The sequence below is a fragment of the Spiroplasma endosymbiont of Clivina fossor genome, from assembly GCF_964031115.1.
Lineage (GTDB): Bacteria > Bacillota_I > Bacilli_A > Mycoplasmatales > Nriv7 > Nriv7.
The window spans coordinates 1236100-1255373 of the sequence record NZ_OZ035006.1; the positions used below are offsets into that span (position 1 = coordinate 1236100).

Here is a 19274-nt window from a genome sequence, read left to right on the forward strand (position 1 = left end):
GTATAGGTGGTTTTTAGATTATGCCCATCGGAACTAATATAACTGCTTTGCAGTTGCGAGTTATTAAAACTACTACGCGGTTGCCTCACAAACAAGAAAATGATTTTTTACTGGAATTATTAAAATTTGTTGGTGTGCAAGTCATTGGTATTTTATTAGCAAAATTTACTGCTGGTCTGTCGCTAAAATTTTCTCTAAGTGCTGGATTATCAAATTTAACATCCCAATTAATTGCTTCAAGTGTGCGTGTTGTAACTGATTTTACAATTAATCAAGTCTATGATATTTATAAAGAACAAAGTAATACAATAAGCACTTTACTTAATTTAACACCAGCTATTGGTGAAATTAGTAAGATATCAAGAGCTTATAAAACAACAAAGTTTTTTAATCTAGCGAAAGAAAATAAAATTATTAATCACTTAGGAATAACAACGGCTAATAATTTAGAGCAGGTTATGTACCAAGTCTATAATAAAAAAATTATTCTTGACAAATATAAAACTTGATTTGATTATACTAAAAAACCAACTAAAGAAACTATGCTAAATCATTTAGGATTTTTGGCACGAAAACAATTTGTTAAGAATTATAAAAGTGCAAATGTAACAACATTAGGTCAACTTTTGGAAATGGAAACATTACTAAGAAAAATTAATCCTAATCTTGTAACTAAAACAAAGATATTTAAAGAAAAATGAGGTAATCAATTTTTAAATCGTTACGGAACAAACATTAATGAAATTTCAAAAATGCCAACAGAAAATTGATTTAATTTAATTACCCAAATGCAAAAATCAGGAATTCGTCAAGGTACATTATTATCACTAAATACTTTACGAGCAGAAAATGTTTTTCGTTCTCAATTTCTTAAAAGATTTAATAAAATTATGGAAAAAACAAAAAAATTGAAAAAATTATCGCCAACATATCAAATTCAAAAAGGTTTAAATAAAGTGTTTGAGCCTGTAAGAGAAACGATTAAAGAGATAGAATTAAAGACTACAACCAAAATTCAAGAATATACAAATTTTAAGAACATTATTTCAAGAGTGCAAAAGAAAATAATTACCGATGGTACTTTATTGCCATTAATATCTGATGTCTTTTTTGCAGTCAAAGTTAAACCAACAGGAATACTAACAGATATTGCGATTACAATTTACTACCAAAATCCTGAATATCAACCAATAGGGCCGATAATTACTACCCCCTTAAAATTACAACAATTAATAACTGCTTCTAGTCCTTTTAAATTTTATATGTATGAAAGTGGTTGATCAATTGGTTGGGGTAAAACTAAAGGTAACATATTATCTTTAATGCCATTTTTACCAGCAAATGTTCAAGAATTTTACATCAATAGCATAAAGTTATATCGAGTTTTAACTCCGCTTTTAAAAATAACTTATGACCGTTATAAAGAAGGAAATTTATTTAAAGTTAAAGAAAATTTTAATCAAGTTTTTAATAAAGACAACTATGTTAATTGAGCCGTTGATAGTGTTTTGGGTAAGGGAATTGTTGGACGAAATGTTAAAAACCGCTTTGTTAGACCACTTGTTAAAAACAAAAATATTAATTTGAAAATTAATGCTAAAAATATGATCCAAAAACAAATAACTAAAAAAATTACTACTATCAATAAAAAACTAAATCGGAAGTGATAAAAAATGCTCTTAAAAGAACTTTGACCAAATATAACCATTAATGGTTATCATACTATCAAACCACTTACTGGAACTTTAGATGCTATACCATCTAAATATAAAGATTTAAATTTTGCTAATTTTGATGATTGATTTAAAACTTTCGCTTTAAGAGCTCAAAATGATTGCAACATGTATCTTGACTTTATTTTTAACAAGTGAGAATTTACTACTTTTCCTGATGAAATTAAAGAAACCGTTATGGACATGATTTATATTTTGATTGAGCATTGAGTGTTTAACAGAGTTCCAGTTGAATTTTTTGTTGATGCAACAAAAAATTTGAATACTTCTAGTACAAGTTATATTGCCTCTACTCTAGCAAATAATACTCAAGATATGATTCCACAAAGAGTTAAAGCATTAGCTAATTTTACAGAATTAAAAAATTTTTTAATTCCTTATAATGATGAAAATACAGTTGATGCTAATATGATTGATTTAGGTTTGTATTACAGTAAATTTGTTGTTGATAAGTTATTAGAAAAAGAAAAAAATGAACGATTAAAAAAACAATTAAAATTTTTTCAAAGTCGCTGTCAGGATTACACATGCCCCCAAAATCCTAATCTTAGAGGGCCTGTAACTAATTTAGTTATTGAGGAATATGCAAGTTTTGATTATGAACATGAAACAGAAACTTTAACGGTATCTTTCCCTAAACAAATTGGCACTTTACCACCAAATGCTTTACAACCTAATCCTCAAGAGGGCGATTATACGCACGCTACAACAGCTGATTTTTCTGCCAAATTACAAAAGCAACTAAATTTGATTTTTCAAAATTTTCAAAATATCCAAAAATCGTTAATTGGAGCGATTGCTTGATTTTCTCAATTAAAAAATTGGAAGAGGGTTGACTGCCACTTTCAGAAAAGGCATACACCGTCATTCTTGCCGACGGCAGTCAATTGGTGACGCCTAGTCTTCGCGAGGGCGATTTTGTGCGACACAAAAAAGACAATCCTTTAAACGCAGAAAATGACAATGTCGGTCACCACATTCATTCGATTTATGTGGCTCCGAAATTAGACAAACCCAATTCTTCTTTTGTTTTCAAATGAAAAAAAATTATTTTTTTACAACAACAGGGTGAAATGTGGGCACAATGCCCCACACGCCGGAAGATTCTGACATTGTTATGCAGTCCTCACTTATTTTGGATGCTTGACCAAAAGAGGTCCCGGAAGAAATTTATTTATTTTTTTCAGCCGAAACAGAAAAAAATGAAACTGATATTTTAGAAACCCGCCCACAAAATACTAGTTTAATAGCTCACATTTATGTGGGCCTAGGGGCTAAAATTAAATAAGAGAGGAGAAAGTATCATATGAATTCAGAAACAGTAGCAAGTGTTTTTACAGCAATTATTGGCGGTTTGGGTGGAACGGCTGGCATTACGGGAATAATCTCGGCTTTAAAAACAAAAAAGGAGGCGAAAAAAATGGAGCAAGAAAATAAAGAAGCGTTAAATAAAATTGATACTAAATTAATGATTATAAATAATAAGATTGATATGGTTATTGCTATCAAAAATAATAACGCTAATAAAAACGAGATTAATATTAACAAACCAAAACGAGGAGCTAAAAATAATGGCTAAAAAATTATTTTGATTGAAAATGTTAATTTACTTTTTAAACTTTATTACTCTAGGACTTGTACCTTTGGGGAAATTAATTTCTGAAAAAATTGAAATTTTAAAAAAACAAGTTGAAGAATTGGAAAGTAAATAATGCCATTACGATTTACTAAAAAATGATTTAGTGATAAAGATGATAATGTAGTAGTTAAAAAACGCGAAATTGAAAAATCAATTTTGCGAATGTATGGTTTTGCTCCTTTTGGTCATGAAGATTATTATAAATCGTATGTGTCCGACACTATGGCTAATGCATTAACTCCTAAGAAGTTGGAAATTAATATTAGTCAACAAGATTTATCACCAAAAATAATGGCATGACTTTATAAAAATGATTTTCAAAGTAAAAACTGGATTAATGAGAAACGAGCTAGCGATATTGGTATTTCAGCATTTCTAATTTTTTTAAATCAAGGAATTATGAATTTTCAACCCATACGAGTAGCAGAGCGAGAATATGAGGACGCGTAAAGTTTTGTTAGGTGGAAAAATATTTGATTAATTTTGAAAGAAAAGTAACTACAATTTAATTATCGTTTTATTTGAAAAATAAGTAATAAAACAAAATATTTAATATTAACAAACATAATCTCAATAAAATTCTATAGAAACTAAGTAAAATGCTTATAAAAACAACATTAAAATAATTTTTTATTTTAATTTTGTCGAAAACTCTTGATAAAATAAAAAAAATCATCAACTTGATAATTTTAAAAGGCTTTTATGTAAAATTACTAGGACGCATAAAGTTTTGTTAGGTAGTAAAATATTTGAATAAGTATTAAGGCGGTCAGCAATGATTGTCTTTTTATTTTATAAGGTGTTAAAAATTTGTTCTTTGAAAATTAAATACAAGTGAATTAATAATGTTGGTATGTATTAAAGCACGATAAATTATGGGTGGTCGCCATAACCGAAAGAAGTTTACCAGTTAATAGATAACATCCTATTAGCTATAGCAATTTGTTTCGTTTTGCAATAAAAAAATGAATGGGTGGATTTCCTAAAAATATACACGCTATTAAATTAGTTCCAAGGGTAGGATGCGGATATTAAAGTGTAGAAATTTCTATATAGGGGTATGCTAAGTTTAAAATTATTAAAATCTTTATCTAATTAAAAAACAAAATTTACTAACAAAGCTTGTTAAACACTTAAATCTGCGATATATAAGTGTTTAAAAAACTAAGTTAACTAAAACTTAGTTAATATAACTTAGTTTATCTATAAGAAAGGTAATTTATTATGAAAAACATTGAAAACATTTTCTTAAATACTAAGAAATATCTTTTAAAAGAAACACAAAACGCAATGTTTATTAAAGCACCAAAAATTCCATGATTTAATGAACAAATCGGCATTTGGTTTCCAAAGCGATTTGTTTATAAAGGAAAATATGAAAATTCGATTTGCATCGGAATAATAAAAGATAGTAAATATCAAATAATTTCAATTAATCAAAAAGAAAATGAAACCAAATTAATTAAGGGGCAAGAATTATTAAGTTTCTTCATTGCCGAAAAAGAAAACAACAAAAAAGATATAAATTATAACTATTTTAAAGGAGTTTAAAAATGAATATTGCGATTGGATTAATATTTATTATTATCAGCATCATGCTATTAGCATATTTTGCTTATAAAATTTATGCCAAAATAAAAATTAGAATTAAATATAAAAATGCCATTAAAAATAATACTGGTAATTTCACGAAAGACGAAAAAGTATTTATTGCTCGTTTTGAGGAATGAGTTAAATCTCCTAATTCAAAAGAAAATAACGCGGATAAAAAATAATGTTTTGAGAAATTATTATGGAATTCTTAAAACTGTTTATTCCGATAGAAAAAATGCCTGCACAAGTTGCGTTTATTGCCGGATTAATTATTATCATTACTTTTCTTTTCGCATTAATTTCAATTATGTATTTACCAATAAAAATGATTTTTGGGAGATAAAAAATGACAATAAACTTAAAAGAATTTAATTGAGAACAAATTAAACAAACTTTCTGAGATTTATTTATTCAAATTACAACTATTCCGGCTCACATTACTGGTGGTAAAGAAATTAAATTAAACGAAGCGCCACTTTGACTTTTAATAGCAAACATTGCTTTTTGATTCTTAACAGCGATTATGGTGTGATTTATTCTAATGCTCCTTTGAAAAACCATATCAGTATTTAGATAGGGAAAAAATTAATGTCAAGAAGTTACATTCTGATGCATTCCCAAAGAAATTCAAAATTAATTAGGAAAAAATACAATCGTGTTAAGGTTAACCGTGGTTTTAACAAATTTAAGAAAAACTTTGAATATAAATGATGAATGTTTTAAAAAGAAAGGGGGTGATTATATGATTGGAACTTTCTTAACAGAAGTACCAGCAGTAACAAAGATAACAGCTAGTGACGCGATGACTAAATTATGAAATGCGATTATAACAGCGTTTACTAAAATGTGAGAAATTATTGCTGTTAATATGCCACAAGTCGGTAACTTCTTTGCTGACTACTGAATCTTCATTTTTCCATTTATTTTGGCAATATTCTTTATTTGCTTTAAAATGTTTGAAAAATTACTTGGAGCAGTACGCTAACAAAAAAATAAAGTGAGGTGCAAGATGAAATTTTGCAAATGAATAATAGAAAAAAATAACCATTTTATTGAATTGAATCGCACCTCATTTTTAATTTTATGACATTGCGGAGCAATTTGATATATTTACAACGGTTATTTTAAAAATATTGTAAGCTATTTATTTTTAGCAGGTTGTATTTTAATTTTTCTTTTTAAAATCGGTAATTTAACACAAATTAACAAAGTTATTAATTTCTTAAAAAATTCACCATTAAATATTGTGATTGGTTCATTAGGAACTGGAAAAACTGCTTTTCTAGTATATGCATCAAAATTACTAAAAAAGAAGAAATATCACATCGCATCAACATTTCCATTACTAGAAACCCAAAAATTAAGTTTAGGTCATATGGGATTATTAGATTTTGATTATCCGGTATTGCCAGACAAAACCTTACTTTTATGAGATGAAACCAACTTATTTTTAGAAGGTACTGATTGAGAAAAAAATAATACCAAAAACGAGGAAACCGGTATCCAAGAATATTTCGCTCTGGCACGGCATTTTGGTCATATTGTTCTGGCTAGCGGTCAAAGAGATAAACATATTTGAGTTAAAGTTCGTGATATTGCCAATAATGTGATTGTGGGAATTCGCAAAAAAACCGTTAATATTTTTCGGCCCTACTTAAAAGTCATCTATGGTACCTTTACGAGCATTGAAGAATATGAACGCTGACGAAACACCTTAATTGATGCTAAAAATAGCAAAAAAGGTCGTCGCATTAAATACCGTGATATCCCTGAACTTGATATTTATTTTTTTAAACTAAAAATTCCTTTACCAATACTTAACACTTACAATTCTTTTTACCTAGCTTTTTTAAGAGATTACTTAAATGCAAAAGTAAATCCTGACTATGAAGACAAATACTATACTGACACAGCAATTGATTTAGAAGATTTAGAATATTTAAAAATGGATAAATTTAGCAAATTTTTAAGAAAAATGAAAGAAAAGGAATAATAAAAAATGGAAAATCTCGCAAAAATGGCCGACTTTCTCGCTCAAATGCTTTATAAAGTTTTTGACTTAATTTGAAGTTTAGAAGTGCCAGGAACAAATATTCAATTAATATTTCCTTTGTTCTTAACGCTGGCTGTAGAATTTCTTATGGCAATTATTCTTGGATTTGGTAGTCAACAAGTTAATTTAGAAAAACAACGCCAATATGCGGTTAAAAATAAAGGGCGGTTAAGTGCGTGAGGAAAAACTAAAAAACAAATAAAACCAATAAATCCAAATAAAATTAATTGAAAACAAAGAAATAAAAAAACAAAACAAGGTAACTAACGATGTTTAAACTAATTATTATTTTTATCTTAATAACTGTTCTTGGACTATTAGCTGGTAGTCATTTTGAAACTTTAACAAACTATATTAGCGAAGGCCTTGCGAATTTCCAAAAGTTTATTACTAGCAATTTAACAATTTTAGAACTATTTAAACCAATGGCTCGGACATTTTCACAACATCCAATCTTCACCATTCTTGGCGTTACTTGTGTACTGATTGCCTTATTTATTGTGATTAAAGGTAGATAAAAAAATGGAAAAATGAACTAAAAAACAAGAATTAGAAATAGAAAATGACAAATTAAAAATTGTTAATGTCATATTAGAAAATAGTGTTAATACTCTTAAATACATAAATAATGGAAAAAAATAAATAAATTTTAGAACTAGAAAAGCGAAATAGTGTTCATATAGATGAGAAATCAGAACTAGTTATTGAAAATGAAAAATTAAAAATTTTTAAACACGAAAGGAAAACTAAAATGAAAAAAATTTTAGGCAAATTATTTAAAAAAGATAATTCAAAAGAAAAAACGCCATTAAGATTAAGGATTAAAAATTCTTTTAAAAAGCAGTGGTTAAAAGTATCATTAAGTATCATTTTCATCTTTATAAGCTTATTAATTTGTGCATTAACAGTAATCGATACTAAATGAATAACCGGAACAAGTGACGAATTTAATAATTTTATGAATGAAGAGATGGTTAAATTCTTTGGCAAGTTCAATAGTGGTATTATGCTAGCAGGAATATTTGTTTTTTGATGAGGCGGAGCAATATATTTTGCAATTAAATTTGAAAAATTAATCCGCTTTATTATTCAAAAAATTAAAGAAAAAAGAACAATGAAAAATAAAATATTTTAAAAAGGAGTGATAAAAATGTTTATGAAAATATTTACCGTGCTAACTATTAGTTTCAATAACATTTTTACTATTCCCCAAAATATTAACAATGATAAAACAACAGTAAATTCACTAATTAGAAACAAAAGACAAAATAATAAAGTTTATGATTTTGAAATTAGAAACTTAGAAAAAATAAGATTTTTAACAGAAAGGCAAGACCATGACCTTTTAAAAGTTGAGATAAGAACAGAAGATAATATAAATGCAAATATAGATAAACAATTACCAAATTTAAAAAATGTAAAAATTTTTAGTTTAGAGTTTAATGCAGAGCTTGTAAATAACAGAATTAAACAAAAAGACTTTCAAAAAATAACAAATACTTATGGAACAAAAATAGATACTCCGGGTTTAAATTTTTATACCTGAATGATTAGTATACCCAATAAAACAATAAGAATTAAAACACAAGGAACAGAATTACTAACTTTTGAGCATGGTAGTACCAACAATTATAGATTAAATAATACAAATGATTTTAATATAGAAATTGAAAAAGACAGTACCGACATTGATTTACCAATAACAACTACTAAATTTGATGGTAACCACAAATACAATGATGTTATTGATAACCTTGATTATTTAATGATTCATCGCGGTGATTTTGACAAATTTAATTATTCTTATCTTTATTGAACACCAGTATTTAATTTCATTGACACTTTAGAAAAAGGTTACTATAAAGAATTCACCATTAAAAATCATGGTTTTAAAGACGAGAGCTATTTTTATCACAAGACTTCAACTATTTTACCAAACTCAGAAATAATCGACCCTACAAATGCAACCAAAATTGAAGTTATCAAAAAAATTAAAAAAAGACTTAATGAAACAATTAACAATCTTACTGGCGTAAATAATGCAATTGAAGGCATCGACTATAATACAGAAATTAAAGATAACGACAACAATTACTTAGATGATAGTGCTACTTTTGATTTAACAACAGATAATGTTGCTGACAGAACATTTACCGTTAAATTCGCTGCAATTGAAACGAGTACACAATTGCAAGGAACAAATACGATTAAAATGGTCATTCCGAAACAAGAGGATACCAACGATAATGTCCTTAAAATTAAGGCATTTAACAAAACTCTAATTGCTGGAAATAATTATTTACAATTATTACACGGTGAAACTGAAATCTGAAAATATGACACTGAAAATGCTAACGATTATTACCTAATTAAGTACCTTTTTGGAACATTGAATTATCTTAATGTTAAATTTAGTTTTCTACGCTATGACCCTGAATTAAGGAACGATATTTACCTTTATTTTAAAAACAACATTCTTGGTATTAACAATAATGATTACAAAAATATCTTTGACGAAATTTATGAAATCCTTGGTAATTTCTTTGCCAGTTTATTTTATGCTACTTTTGATATGGACGAAAAAACTTATACCGAAATTGATTTTAAAGGAGTAGATGATTACAACAAAAATTACTTTATTCAAATCGGTTTCTTTTATCGCTCGTTAATTACTTTTTATCCCAAAAAATATTTTATTAACATTACTGGAAATTCAGAATTACTACTAAGAAGTTATTTCTTTACTTTTGATAAAAAAACGCACCAAGAGAATTATAATGCCATTAAAAATAAAAATAGTATCTACCAAATTGACTTTAATGTGCTTAAATCCTACGACAATAAACTTATTACCTTGCCAATCAACAATACTGCTAACAGCATTAATTATCTCAATACCGATATTGATATTCGCTACGGTATTAATATTTTTACGCTGACTTTCCCGCTTTATCACAAGGATAACACCTATAATTACAATTTTAAAATTTATGACTTTAATGTCTTAAATTCCACGGCCTTTATTCCTGACGGTTCAACCAACTCAGAATGGGATGACCTAATTCCACCACCAAATTGCAAATATTCCGGGCGGTGAATACCAACCTTTAACGATATTGGTTGTGCTATTCAAAATGCTGGTATTAAAATGCTAAACTGAATACTAACAGCTTCACAAATAATTACCATTTTACGGCCGTTAGCAATCATTGCAAAAGCAACAGTTAATTTTTCAACTGCTATTTTTCCAGTTTTTAAAACAGTACCAGCTTTTTATTATACCTTTCAATTTCTAATTGGTTTTGCCATTTTTCTAATGATATTAAGGATTTTCGTGTAATATATATATATATATATATATTGAAAAAATAAAGTAATAAAGGAATTAAAATAATGAAAATTTTAAATATAATAACTCTTTCCGCATTAACAATATTACCAGTAATTGGATGTTCTAAAAAAGCAAGTGAATCAGTAGAACAAAAAAATAAAGATAACGAAAACAAAGTTTATGATTTTGAAATTAGAAACTTAGAAAAAATAAGATTTTTAACAGAAAGGCAAGACCATGACCTTTTAAAAGTTGAGATAAGAACAGAAGATAATATAAATGCAAATATAGATAAACAATTACCAAATTTAAAAAATGTAAAAATTTTTAGTTTAGAGTTTAATGCAGAGCTTGTAAATAACAGAATTAAACAAAAAGACTTTCAAAAAATAACAAATACTTATGGAACAAAAATAGATACTTCGGGTTTAAATTTTTATACCTGAATGATTAGTGTACCCAATAAAACAATAAGAATTAAAACACAAGGAACAGAATTACTAACTTTTGAGCATGGTAGTACCAATAATTATAGATTAAATAATACAAATAATTTTGGAATTGAAATTGAAAACCCTTAATAATTAAATTTAAAAACTGTTAAAATTACTACCCTAAAAGGTGGTTGTCTATGATGACAATACTCTTAAACAACTAAGCAATTTTTCTTCTTTTTATTTTGTCAGAATAAAAACCAGTAATTTTAGTTAATTACTGGTTTGAACATTTTTTATTTTTACAAGAAATTTAAACTTGTTGTGCTTGTTTCAATTAAAGTTATTGTTCTAAATAGCTAATATCGTTTTTATAAAACCTTATACTATAGTAGTAACTGTATTTGTTCTTACCGCCCCCTCTCTTTCTAATGAAAATAATGCTTCACCGTTAAATGTTATTTTATCATTGTTTTTATCTATAATAATTTCATTGGGTAATAAACTATATTTTTGTAAAATTTGCATTACTTCTGTAATTGATAATGTAATTATTTGTTCTTTATTGTTATCATCAATTATTTTGGCAGTAATATTTCCTGTAATTTTTTGTTTTAAATTTAATATAACTTTAGATGTAATTATTCTTACTGGATAAGTAATTTTTAATTTTTCATTGGGATTAAGTTCAAATTTATCAGCGGGTTCCTTAAAAATACTTAAAATCATTTCTTGTTCTTGTTTATTTGTGTTTGATAAATCAAATTCATTTGATAATACATTAATGATTTCAGAATTTCTATTATTTATATTTGTAAAATCTGTTAATTTCATTTCATCATCAGAATTTATGTTTCAACCATTTAATTTATTTTCTTGTTTTGTTTTAGTTAATCCTGTTGTAATTTGAAATACTAATTTTGATTTCGAATTATATTCACAAGCAGGTACATTAAATGATCTTGTATTTGGAGTTTTATTGATAATTTCTCTATCAGAACATACATTTTTAGGAACATTAGATCATAAAAATGAATTTTCTTTTTTTGTTATTTCAATATCTGAAAAATTTAAATTATTAGTATCAATATAATTTATTTCCTTAAATTTTAAATTAGGATTTTCGTTTCGAAATTTAAAAAATAATGCTTTTTTAATCAATTCATTTAAATTAATAATTTTATTTTGCCCATTATCAATTGAATAATGTATTTTTATATTATTATTTAAATTATTTTTTATTTTTAATATAGCTGAATTTTTTGTCTTGTTAATAATTTCTAATTGTGAAATATCTAAATCAGGATTTAAATAATTTAATTCACTTAAAATTACATTATCAGAATTATTATTAATTTGTCCTAAATTTGAATTTAAATAGTATCCACTATACTCATAAACATTATGGTCTTGTGAGCCAAAATATAATTTATGGTTAAAAACAACCCCAGAAGACAAAACTTCTCCTTCTGTTCTAAAAACAACTTTTTGTTGTCCTGTTGCCGGATCATATTCATAAACATTATGATCTTTTGAACCAAAATATAATTTATTGTTTAAAATTACACCAGAAGATCATACTTCCCCTTCTGTTCTAATAACAATTTTTTGTTGTCCTGTAGTAGGATCATACTCATACACATTATAATCTTTTGAACCAAAATATATTTTATTATTTAAAATAATTCCACTAGAAAAAACCGCACCCTTTGCTATCTTAATAATTTTTTGTTGTTCTGTAACAGAATCGTATTCATAAATATTACTGTCTTCTGAACCAATATATAATTTATTGTTAAAAACAACCCCAGAAGAAGGAAGTCATCAATTTGTTCTAATAACAATTTTTTGTTGTCCTGTAGTAGGATCATACTCATACACATTATAATCATCTGAACCAAAATATACTTTATTATTTAATATTACACCAGAAGAATGAATGTTAGCTTTTGTTCTAATAACAATTTTTTGTTGTCCTGTAGTAGGATCATACTCATAAACATTATGATCATCTGAACCAATATATAATTTATTGTTTAAAATAATTCCACTAGAAAATCAAACTTCTCCCTCTGTTCTAATAACAATTTTTTGTTGTCCTGTGACGGGATCATATTCATAAACATTATGATCTTTTGAACCAAAATATAATTTATTGTTTAAAATTACACCAGAAGATCATACTTCCCCCTCTGTTCTAATAACAATTTTTTGTTGTCCTGTAGCAGGATCATACTCATAAACATTATGATCATCTGAACCAAAATATATTTTATTGTTTAATAATATTCCACTAGCAAAAACTCCGCCATTTGTTTTAATAACAATTTTTGTTCTATTTATTTTATTATTTTCATTATTGCTTCGTTTTTGTCTTTTATTATTTATATTTTCTATTTTTTCTTGTGTTGGAGTTGGATACGGACTATTGGCAACAATGCCCGACATTCCGCTTCCTGCTATTGTTATTGTACTTAATAAACTAAGTAATTTTTTCATATTAATTAAATCCTTTTCATGAATTTTTGCTAATTAATAAATTTTTATAGTAATCACTCGACCCTTTCTTAAATTTATAAAATTTAATTAATACAAATTAATTATAAATAATTAAATAAGAATTTTTATCATTTTTTCAGAATATTGAATACTAATTCTAGAAAAAATTATCATTAAAACAAAAAAATAATCAAACCAAATTAAACTTTATTAAAATTAATACCAAGAAAGGTGGTTTTTCTATGTTAGAAATTAATAATAATTTAAAAACCCCAGAAAATAAGCATTGATTAAACTTATTTACAACCCATAAAAATATGTACACCAACAAATGTGAACAACTAGCTAATGAATACGAAAAATTAGATGAATACCTATATTTACATCATTATCGGTTAAAACAAGGTTATAAAGTAGTTCATTTTGCAACAAGAACAATTATTACAATTTTTGGTGATGTTATTTTTAAACGACGCCGATATAAATATTGAAATCAAAAATCAGGTAAATTTGAATATGTATGTTTATTAGATAAAGAAATTGGTTTACTGCCCAAACAACGCATTTATTTTGATGTCCAATTTAAAGTTTTAAGTCTTTTGGGTGATGGTAAACGCTATCGCGATGTTTTAGATGCTCTAAATCATTGTTATATTTCAAAAGCTAGTATTTCGAATGTTTTAAATAAATATGATATTGCTGAATATTTTCAACTAGCAGAAAAAGAAACTAAAAATAGAATTGATGTCAAAAATAAGAATTTATATATTCAACTAGATGAGACATTTTTAGCGACATTAGATCAGAAAGTTAAACAAGACCAGAGAATTCGTTTAGTTACTTTTCATACCGGACATAAAGAAAAAAATTATAAAAATGCTCGTAGAGAATTAGAAAACAAACGAGGTCATTTTCTAATGTTAAAAGTTGGTAAACGAATAAATACGATGGATTATCGTGATTTATTAATTAAAGAATTACAAAAACATTATGTGAATATTAATTATGACAAAATAATTGTTTGTGGTGATGGTGATACTTGAATTAGAGAAATTGCTAATAGTTTCGGTAATGTTAGATATATTTTAGATGGTTATCACGCTATTAAAAAATTAAAACAAACGGCATTTAATATTATTTTTGAAAATCGCAAAGTAACATTAAATAGTTGAATTAAATTATATAAGGATGGAAATAATCAAAAATTAATCAAAAACATTCGTAATGATGCTAAAAATGAATTAAATAAAGATATTAAAACAAATTTAAGAAAGGCGAGTAATTATTTCAGTAATAATAAGCATGGTATTCATAACCAAAATTTAGAATGAAATATCGGTTGTAGCATTGAAAGTGATGTATCGCATTTAGTAAAACAACAATTAGGCTATGGGGCAAAAATATATAATCATAAGAATTTAAATAATTTATTACATTTAAGAATGGCAAATTTAAACAAATTAAATGTATTACATTACATTAATGAAAATATTAATTCAGAAATAGAAATCAGAAAAGAAATATATAAAAATTCATTATGAAATAAATATAATAATAAAAATGACGATAGTTGAATTAATTATAAAGGTAATGCTGTAACAAATAAATATAATAGATTTAAGTAAGTAAAAATATTTAGTGAAAATTTAATAAAATTAATAATTTTTTATTGTGTAAAAATTCAATAATATGATAGAATGGTAATGAATAAAAATGACAATAACAAGAAAGGCAGGGTTAGTTTAGTAATTAAATAATATAATTAGCTGATTGTTTTACTTCTTCAAAACAATACCTAAGAAAACTAAACGCGACCAAATTACTATTTTTACTTTAACTTTTTTATACATTAAAATATAATACCGCTGTTTGTTGGTTTGGAGTTAAACCCTTATGTTGGTATTTTCATTTTCAGAGATTTAAATAATTTTGAATATTAGTAAAACCTAAACCATGATAATGAATTAAGGCTTCTTTAAGACTAGATTGTAATTTACTGATTTTATGGGACTGTACAATTAACTGTGTCTCTAAGTAATTAACTTAAATTCACTCTGTCCTCAAATTTTATCATTAAATGTGAAATTGCACTACCCCAATTTTGAATTGGCATCGTTCATTTCTTAACCATATTTTGAAATGCTAAATAAAATATTTTAAAAACTGATGCGTCATTAGGAAAAATCTTTTTATTCTTAATGACTTTTCTTAATTGACTATTAACAGATTCAATCGCATTAGTTGTGTAAATAATTCTTCTAAATTCCTGAGGATATTCAAGAAAAATTATTAAATTATTTCAGTTATTTTTTCATGATTTAGTAATTTGTGGATACTTTTTATTTCATTTTTCTGAAAAATGATCTAAAGCAATTAACGCTATTTCTTCATTAATTGCTGTATAAATTGATTTTAAATCATTAGCTACAAGTTTGCGATCTTTGTAAGGAACAAATTTTAAACTATTGCGAATTTGATGAACAATGCATAATTGATGCTGTGTTTTTGGGAAAACAGCTTCTATTGCATCAGACATCCCAGTTAAATTATCACTACAAGCAACAAGAATATCTTGTAACCCACGATTTTTCATTTCCGTAAGATTATTAAGTCAAAATTTGGCTCCCTCATTCTCACTAATTCACATTCCTAAAATATCTTTTAAACCATCTAAATTAATTCCTAAGGCAAGATAAACTGCTTTATTTATTATTCGTTTATCTTGCTTTACTTTAACAACAATACAATCAAAATAAACAATCGGATAAATCTTCTCTAAAGGTTTAGTTTGTCACATTTTAACTTCTTCAATAACATCATCAGTTATTTGACTAATTAAACTTTCTGAAATTTCTGCTCCGTGATAGAATTCTTGCAATTGTGCTTTGATATCAGAAATTGTCATTCCTCTTGCATATAAAGAAATTACTTTTTGATCAAAGTTATCAAATCTTCTTTGTCTTTTTGGAATAATTACTGGTTCAAAAGTACTATTTCGATCTCTTGGTACATCAATTGCGATTGAACCATTTTTAGTAATAATGGTTTTTTGTGTGTTGCCATTTCTTTTATTATGATTCTCATCAGTTTCAAGATAATCTTTAATTTCCGTATTTAACATTCGTTCAGTTAATTTTTTGGTAAATTCCTGAAAAATAGTATTGCCTTTAAATAAATCTTGTGGATTATCAATATTTTCTAAAAAATAATCAACAACTTTATCAATTGCGTCAGGTTCTTTTTTTATTTTTTTTGTCATTTTCTGTTCTCCTTCTTTTAAGTATAATTCAGAATGAATTATCGAGACACAGAATTTTGGACAGGCTCGATTTTATTTAAGTTACGATAACTAGCTTCAGGATTAATTGTTGTTTTAGTTACACATAAAGTAGAATTTGTTTGTTTTGCTACTAAAAAATATAATTTTTGCATATCAGAAGTAATAATTGAATTTTCGTTAATTAATTCTTTGTTCATATTTTCAATAACTCATTGTTTTTGTAAACGTTTGGTGTTTGTGGATTTAACATAAATATTGTTATTATTATCAATTGCCATTTGAATACAGCATTTAGTATTAGTTGCGAATGGGTCAAGGTGAATTCTTCGTGGATCAGTTTTATATTTGAAATTTCCTTTATGGATTTCTTTAATGAATGTTTCATCGATTTGGATTTTACCAGATAATTTTTTAAATTTTAATTGGGTATTTTCTAATTGTTTTGATTTCATTAATTTTTGACGATTATATCAAGCAGTTTTTAATGTAGTTTTAATAAAACGAGAAATTGTTTTACTAGATTGCCCCAGCAATGAAATTTGAATCAATAAATTTCATTGTTCATAATTTAAATGACTTCAATAAATAAAATGATTACGAAAAGCGTCAAAACTTGCACGGCAATTTTTACATAAATATTTTTGTTTTCCTTCTGAATTATGTCCATTTTTAACGCAATGGTAAGATTCACATTTAGGGCATTTAATACCGTGCGCTCTAAATTTTTGATCAATTTCATTTAAACGTTTTTGTTTTTTTATTAATTCTGCTTGTTGTTTGACTTTTTCATAAAATTCTAAAAATTGATCATCTGTTAAAGTATTTACTAGTTCTTGAATTATTTTTTCCATAATTATTATCCACCTCTATCATATTAAAATATACCTAAAATTAAGTATATTCAATAAATATCAAGAGTTTTCGACAAAATTAAAAATTTTTTACAACAAAAATCATACATAAGAAATATATACTTAATTTGCATATTGAAATAATTTATAGTAAATGATTATTTTTTCTTTTTTAAAAAATACCTAAGAAAACTAAACGCGACCTTTATTTTGTTATTATTTGCATTAAATTGATAAAAAATATAAAATTAGAAAGTAGATGTTGAATAAAATTAAAAACTATTAATAATTTTTGAAAGGAGAAAATGCTATTGATTAAAAGAAATTCTAACCATTGAAAAAATATTAATAAGATTACTAAAAAAGTAACTATTGTTAGTAAAAATAAATTGTGATTAGGATTAATTTTAACTTTTACAGTTATTGCGATAATTATTCCCGGTGTATATTTATTAACATTAGATATGGTTAGTGTTTTTACTAATGCCATTAGTTTAGAAGATAGTGATAATAAAAAAATTCCGGATATTAGTCCTAAAATTCTTAATCCTAATGATGGTGAAGGGTTAACTGTTAAACCAATTCCTGATGATGATTCAGCACCGGGGATTGTTAATGATAGCTTACTTTTAGATGGTGCTAAAATTAATGTTAAAAACTATGATAAGTTTAAAAGTTTACGACTTATTGAATTAGAGAATTTAGTATTAAAATATTTTAAAAATTATGTTCAAAATAATAAATTTTTACAGACAAATAATAAAACTTATAAAAAATTTGCTTATCGTTATAAATATCTTACTGCTGAAAATGGTAAAGAAATTGATAATAGTTTTATTCAAGATGATGTGAAAATAAAAAAAGTGTTAGTTAAAGATATTGAAAGATATGAGATTAATCGACCTGATATTTATGAAGTTGTTAATGCTAATATTTTTTCACTATCCTTTAATTTAAAAATTATTAATACAAATATGTTTTATAAAAATTATTTTAACTTTTATTCATTTCAAGGTTCTAGAGAGCAAATTTCTCAAAATAATATAACTAATGCTACTACTGGTTATTTAACTAGTGAACGGATATTGTTTACTGATAAAGTATTAGGAAAAGAAATTTATCGCGAAGTAAATGATTCGTTAAGAGATTTTATTTTTGCAAATCCAATTGAGTTTGGTAATGATATTAAGATTAAACCAATAATTACTACACAATGTCTTAATGAGTGTGCTAGTATTAATGATTGAGATACTTTTAGAGAAAAGTTATATGATGCATCCCAAGTTCTTATTAAAGAAAATAAAATTTATCATTCTGATTTAGTAATTTATATTTATTTTATCAGTACTAATATTAAACTTGATAAGTTATATGAATCGTATGAGCAATTGCCAATTCAACCTTTTATTGTAACTAATCATTATACTAATAAAGTTGCTAGTCAGAAATTATTAATTAGTTCAACGAATCGATTGAAACAGAAGCGTACCAAAACTATTGCTGAATATATTGCTTTTGCTATTTCATTTCCAAAACTTGTTTTAGAGAAAATTCAAGATTGAGAATTTTTAAATGATAATTGAAAAGATAGGGTAAAAAAAGGAATTTATAATTATCTTTATAATTATCTTGTGACTAATAAAGAATTTAATATTATTGATGATGTTAGTTTACCAATATTATCGCAAAATCAATATCCTAATTTATTAAATTTAAAAAGGAAGTTAAACATTATTGAAATTAAGCAAATTAATTTTAATGCCTACAAATATACTATGAATATTATTGACTTTAATGATGAAGAAATTATTTTAACAGGAATTAGTTTTTTTGCTTAGAGAAATTATTGTTAGTATTGTTG

21 protein-coding genes are annotated in these 19274 nt (G+C 25.6%); 18 read left to right on the top strand and 3 right to left on the bottom strand.

Annotation, left to right across the window (positions count from 1 at the left end):
* Positions 1-20 precede the first annotated feature (20 nt).
* From AAHM82_RS07395 to AAHM82_RS07470, 16 genes are all read left to right on the top strand, one after another.
* A complete protein-coding gene (locus tag AAHM82_RS07395) occupies positions 21-1670 on the top strand; it encodes a hypothetical protein (protein WP_342263488.1) in 1650 nt (549 codons plus the stop codon).
* 3 nt (positions 1671-1673) lie between these two features.
* Positions 1674-2681 (top strand): hypothetical protein, encoded by a 1008-nt coding sequence (locus tag AAHM82_RS07400; RefSeq protein ID WP_342263489.1) that lies wholly within the window; start codon positions 1674-1676, stop codon positions 2679-2681.
* Between the two features lie 88 nt (positions 2682-2769).
* The gene (locus AAHM82_RS07405; RefSeq protein ID WP_342263490.1) at positions 2770-3021 is read left to right on the top strand and encodes a hypothetical protein; all 252 of its coding nucleotides are present in this window, start codon (positions 2770-2772) and stop codon (positions 3019-3021) included.
* Positions 3022-3039: 18 nt separating this feature from the next.
* Positions 3040-3312 carry a hypothetical protein gene (locus AAHM82_RS07410; RefSeq protein WP_342263491.1) on the top strand — a complete coding sequence of 91 codons (273 nt, stop codon included), beginning with the start codon at positions 3040-3042 and terminating at the stop codon, positions 3310-3312.
* A complete protein-coding gene (locus AAHM82_RS07415) occupies positions 3305-3445 on the top strand; it encodes a hypothetical protein (protein WP_342262365.1) in 141 nt (46 codons plus the stop codon). The genes AAHM82_RS07410 and AAHM82_RS07415 overlap by 8 nt, the downstream gene beginning before the upstream one ends.
* Positions 3445-3822: a hypothetical protein gene (locus tag AAHM82_RS07420; RefSeq protein ID WP_342263492.1), complete on the top strand. Its 378-nt coding sequence runs from the start codon at positions 3445-3447 to the stop codon at positions 3820-3822. The genes AAHM82_RS07415 and AAHM82_RS07420 overlap by 1 nt, the downstream gene beginning before the upstream one ends.
* A gap of 774 nt (positions 3823-4596) precedes the next feature.
* Positions 4597-4923, top strand: a complete 327-nt coding sequence (locus AAHM82_RS07425) for a hypothetical protein (protein ID WP_215826298.1) — start codon at positions 4597-4599, stop codon at positions 4921-4923.
* Positions 4924-4925: 2 nt separating this feature from the next.
* On the top strand, positions 4926-5147 hold the full coding sequence (locus AAHM82_RS07430; RefSeq protein ID WP_342263355.1) for a hypothetical protein: 222 nt from the start codon (positions 4926-4928) through the stop codon (positions 5145-5147).
* 164 nt (positions 5148-5311) lie between these two features.
* A complete protein-coding gene (locus AAHM82_RS07435; protein ID WP_342263356.1) occupies positions 5312-5542 on the top strand; it encodes a hypothetical protein in 231 nt (76 codons plus the stop codon).
* 78 nt (positions 5543-5620) lie between these two features.
* Positions 5621-5950 carry a hypothetical protein gene (locus AAHM82_RS07440; RefSeq protein ID WP_342263357.1) on the top strand — a complete coding sequence of 110 codons (330 nt, stop codon included), beginning with the start codon at positions 5621-5623 and terminating at the stop codon, positions 5948-5950.
* Positions 5951-5974: 24 nt separating this feature from the next.
* Positions 5975-6958, top strand: a complete 984-nt coding sequence (locus tag AAHM82_RS07445; protein ID WP_342263358.1) for a hypothetical protein — start codon at positions 5975-5977, stop codon at positions 6956-6958.
* Positions 6959-6964: 6 nt separating this feature from the next.
* Complete coding sequence (locus tag AAHM82_RS07450; RefSeq protein ID WP_342263359.1) at positions 6965-7285, top strand: hypothetical protein; 321 nt, start codon at positions 6965-6967, stop codon at positions 7283-7285.
* 2 nt (positions 7286-7287) lie between these two features.
* A complete protein-coding gene (locus AAHM82_RS07455; protein ID WP_215826579.1) occupies positions 7288-7536 on the top strand; it encodes a hypothetical protein in 249 nt (82 codons plus the stop codon).
* Positions 7537-7769: 233 nt separating this feature from the next.
* Positions 7770-8153, top strand: coding sequence for a hypothetical protein (locus tag AAHM82_RS07460; protein WP_342223520.1), 384 nt, complete (start codon positions 7770-7772; stop codon positions 8151-8153).
* 15 nt (positions 8154-8168) lie between these two features.
* On the top strand, positions 8169-10358 hold the full coding sequence (locus AAHM82_RS07465; protein WP_342263360.1) for a hypothetical protein: 2190 nt from the start codon (positions 8169-8171) through the stop codon (positions 10356-10358).
* A gap of 53 nt (positions 10359-10411) precedes the next feature.
* On the top strand, positions 10412-10930 hold the full coding sequence (locus tag AAHM82_RS07470) for a hypothetical protein (protein ID WP_342263361.1): 519 nt from the start codon (positions 10412-10414) through the stop codon (positions 10928-10930).
* A 234-nt stretch (positions 10931-11164) separates the two neighbouring features.
* Here AAHM82_RS07470 and AAHM82_RS07475 read toward each other — a convergent pair whose 3' ends face one another.
* Positions 11165-13282: a PQQ-binding-like beta-propeller repeat protein gene (locus tag AAHM82_RS07475; RefSeq protein ID WP_342263362.1), complete on the bottom strand. Its 2118-nt coding sequence runs from the start codon at positions 13280-13282 to the stop codon at positions 11165-11167.
* A gap of 242 nt (positions 13283-13524) precedes the next feature.
* Here AAHM82_RS07475 and AAHM82_RS07480 point away from each other — a divergent pair, with 242 nt between their 5' ends.
* Positions 13525-14907 (top strand): Mbov_0401 family ICE element transposase-like protein, encoded by a 1383-nt coding sequence (locus tag AAHM82_RS07480; protein WP_342263363.1) that lies wholly within the window; start codon positions 13525-13527, stop codon positions 14905-14907.
* A 413-nt stretch (positions 14908-15320) separates the two neighbouring features.
* Here the strand turns inward: AAHM82_RS07480 and AAHM82_RS07485 are convergent, their stop codons facing one another.
* Together AAHM82_RS07485 and AAHM82_RS07490 are read right to left on the bottom strand one after the other, a co-directional pair.
* Complete coding sequence (locus tag AAHM82_RS07485; protein WP_342263365.1) at positions 15321-16541, bottom strand: IS256 family transposase; 1221 nt, start codon at positions 16539-16541, stop codon at positions 15321-15323.
* Between the two features lie 38 nt (positions 16542-16579).
* Complete coding sequence (locus tag AAHM82_RS07490; protein WP_342263493.1) at positions 16580-17413, bottom strand: IS1/IS1595 family N-terminal zinc-binding domain-containing protein; 834 nt, start codon at positions 17411-17413, stop codon at positions 16580-16582.
* A gap of 311 nt (positions 17414-17724) precedes the next feature.
* Here AAHM82_RS07490 and AAHM82_RS07495 point away from each other — a divergent pair, with 311 nt between their 5' ends.
* Positions 17725-19251 (top strand): hypothetical protein, encoded by a 1527-nt coding sequence (locus AAHM82_RS07495; protein ID WP_342263494.1) that lies wholly within the window; start codon positions 17725-17727, stop codon positions 19249-19251.
* Positions 19252-19274 lie beyond the last annotated feature (23 nt).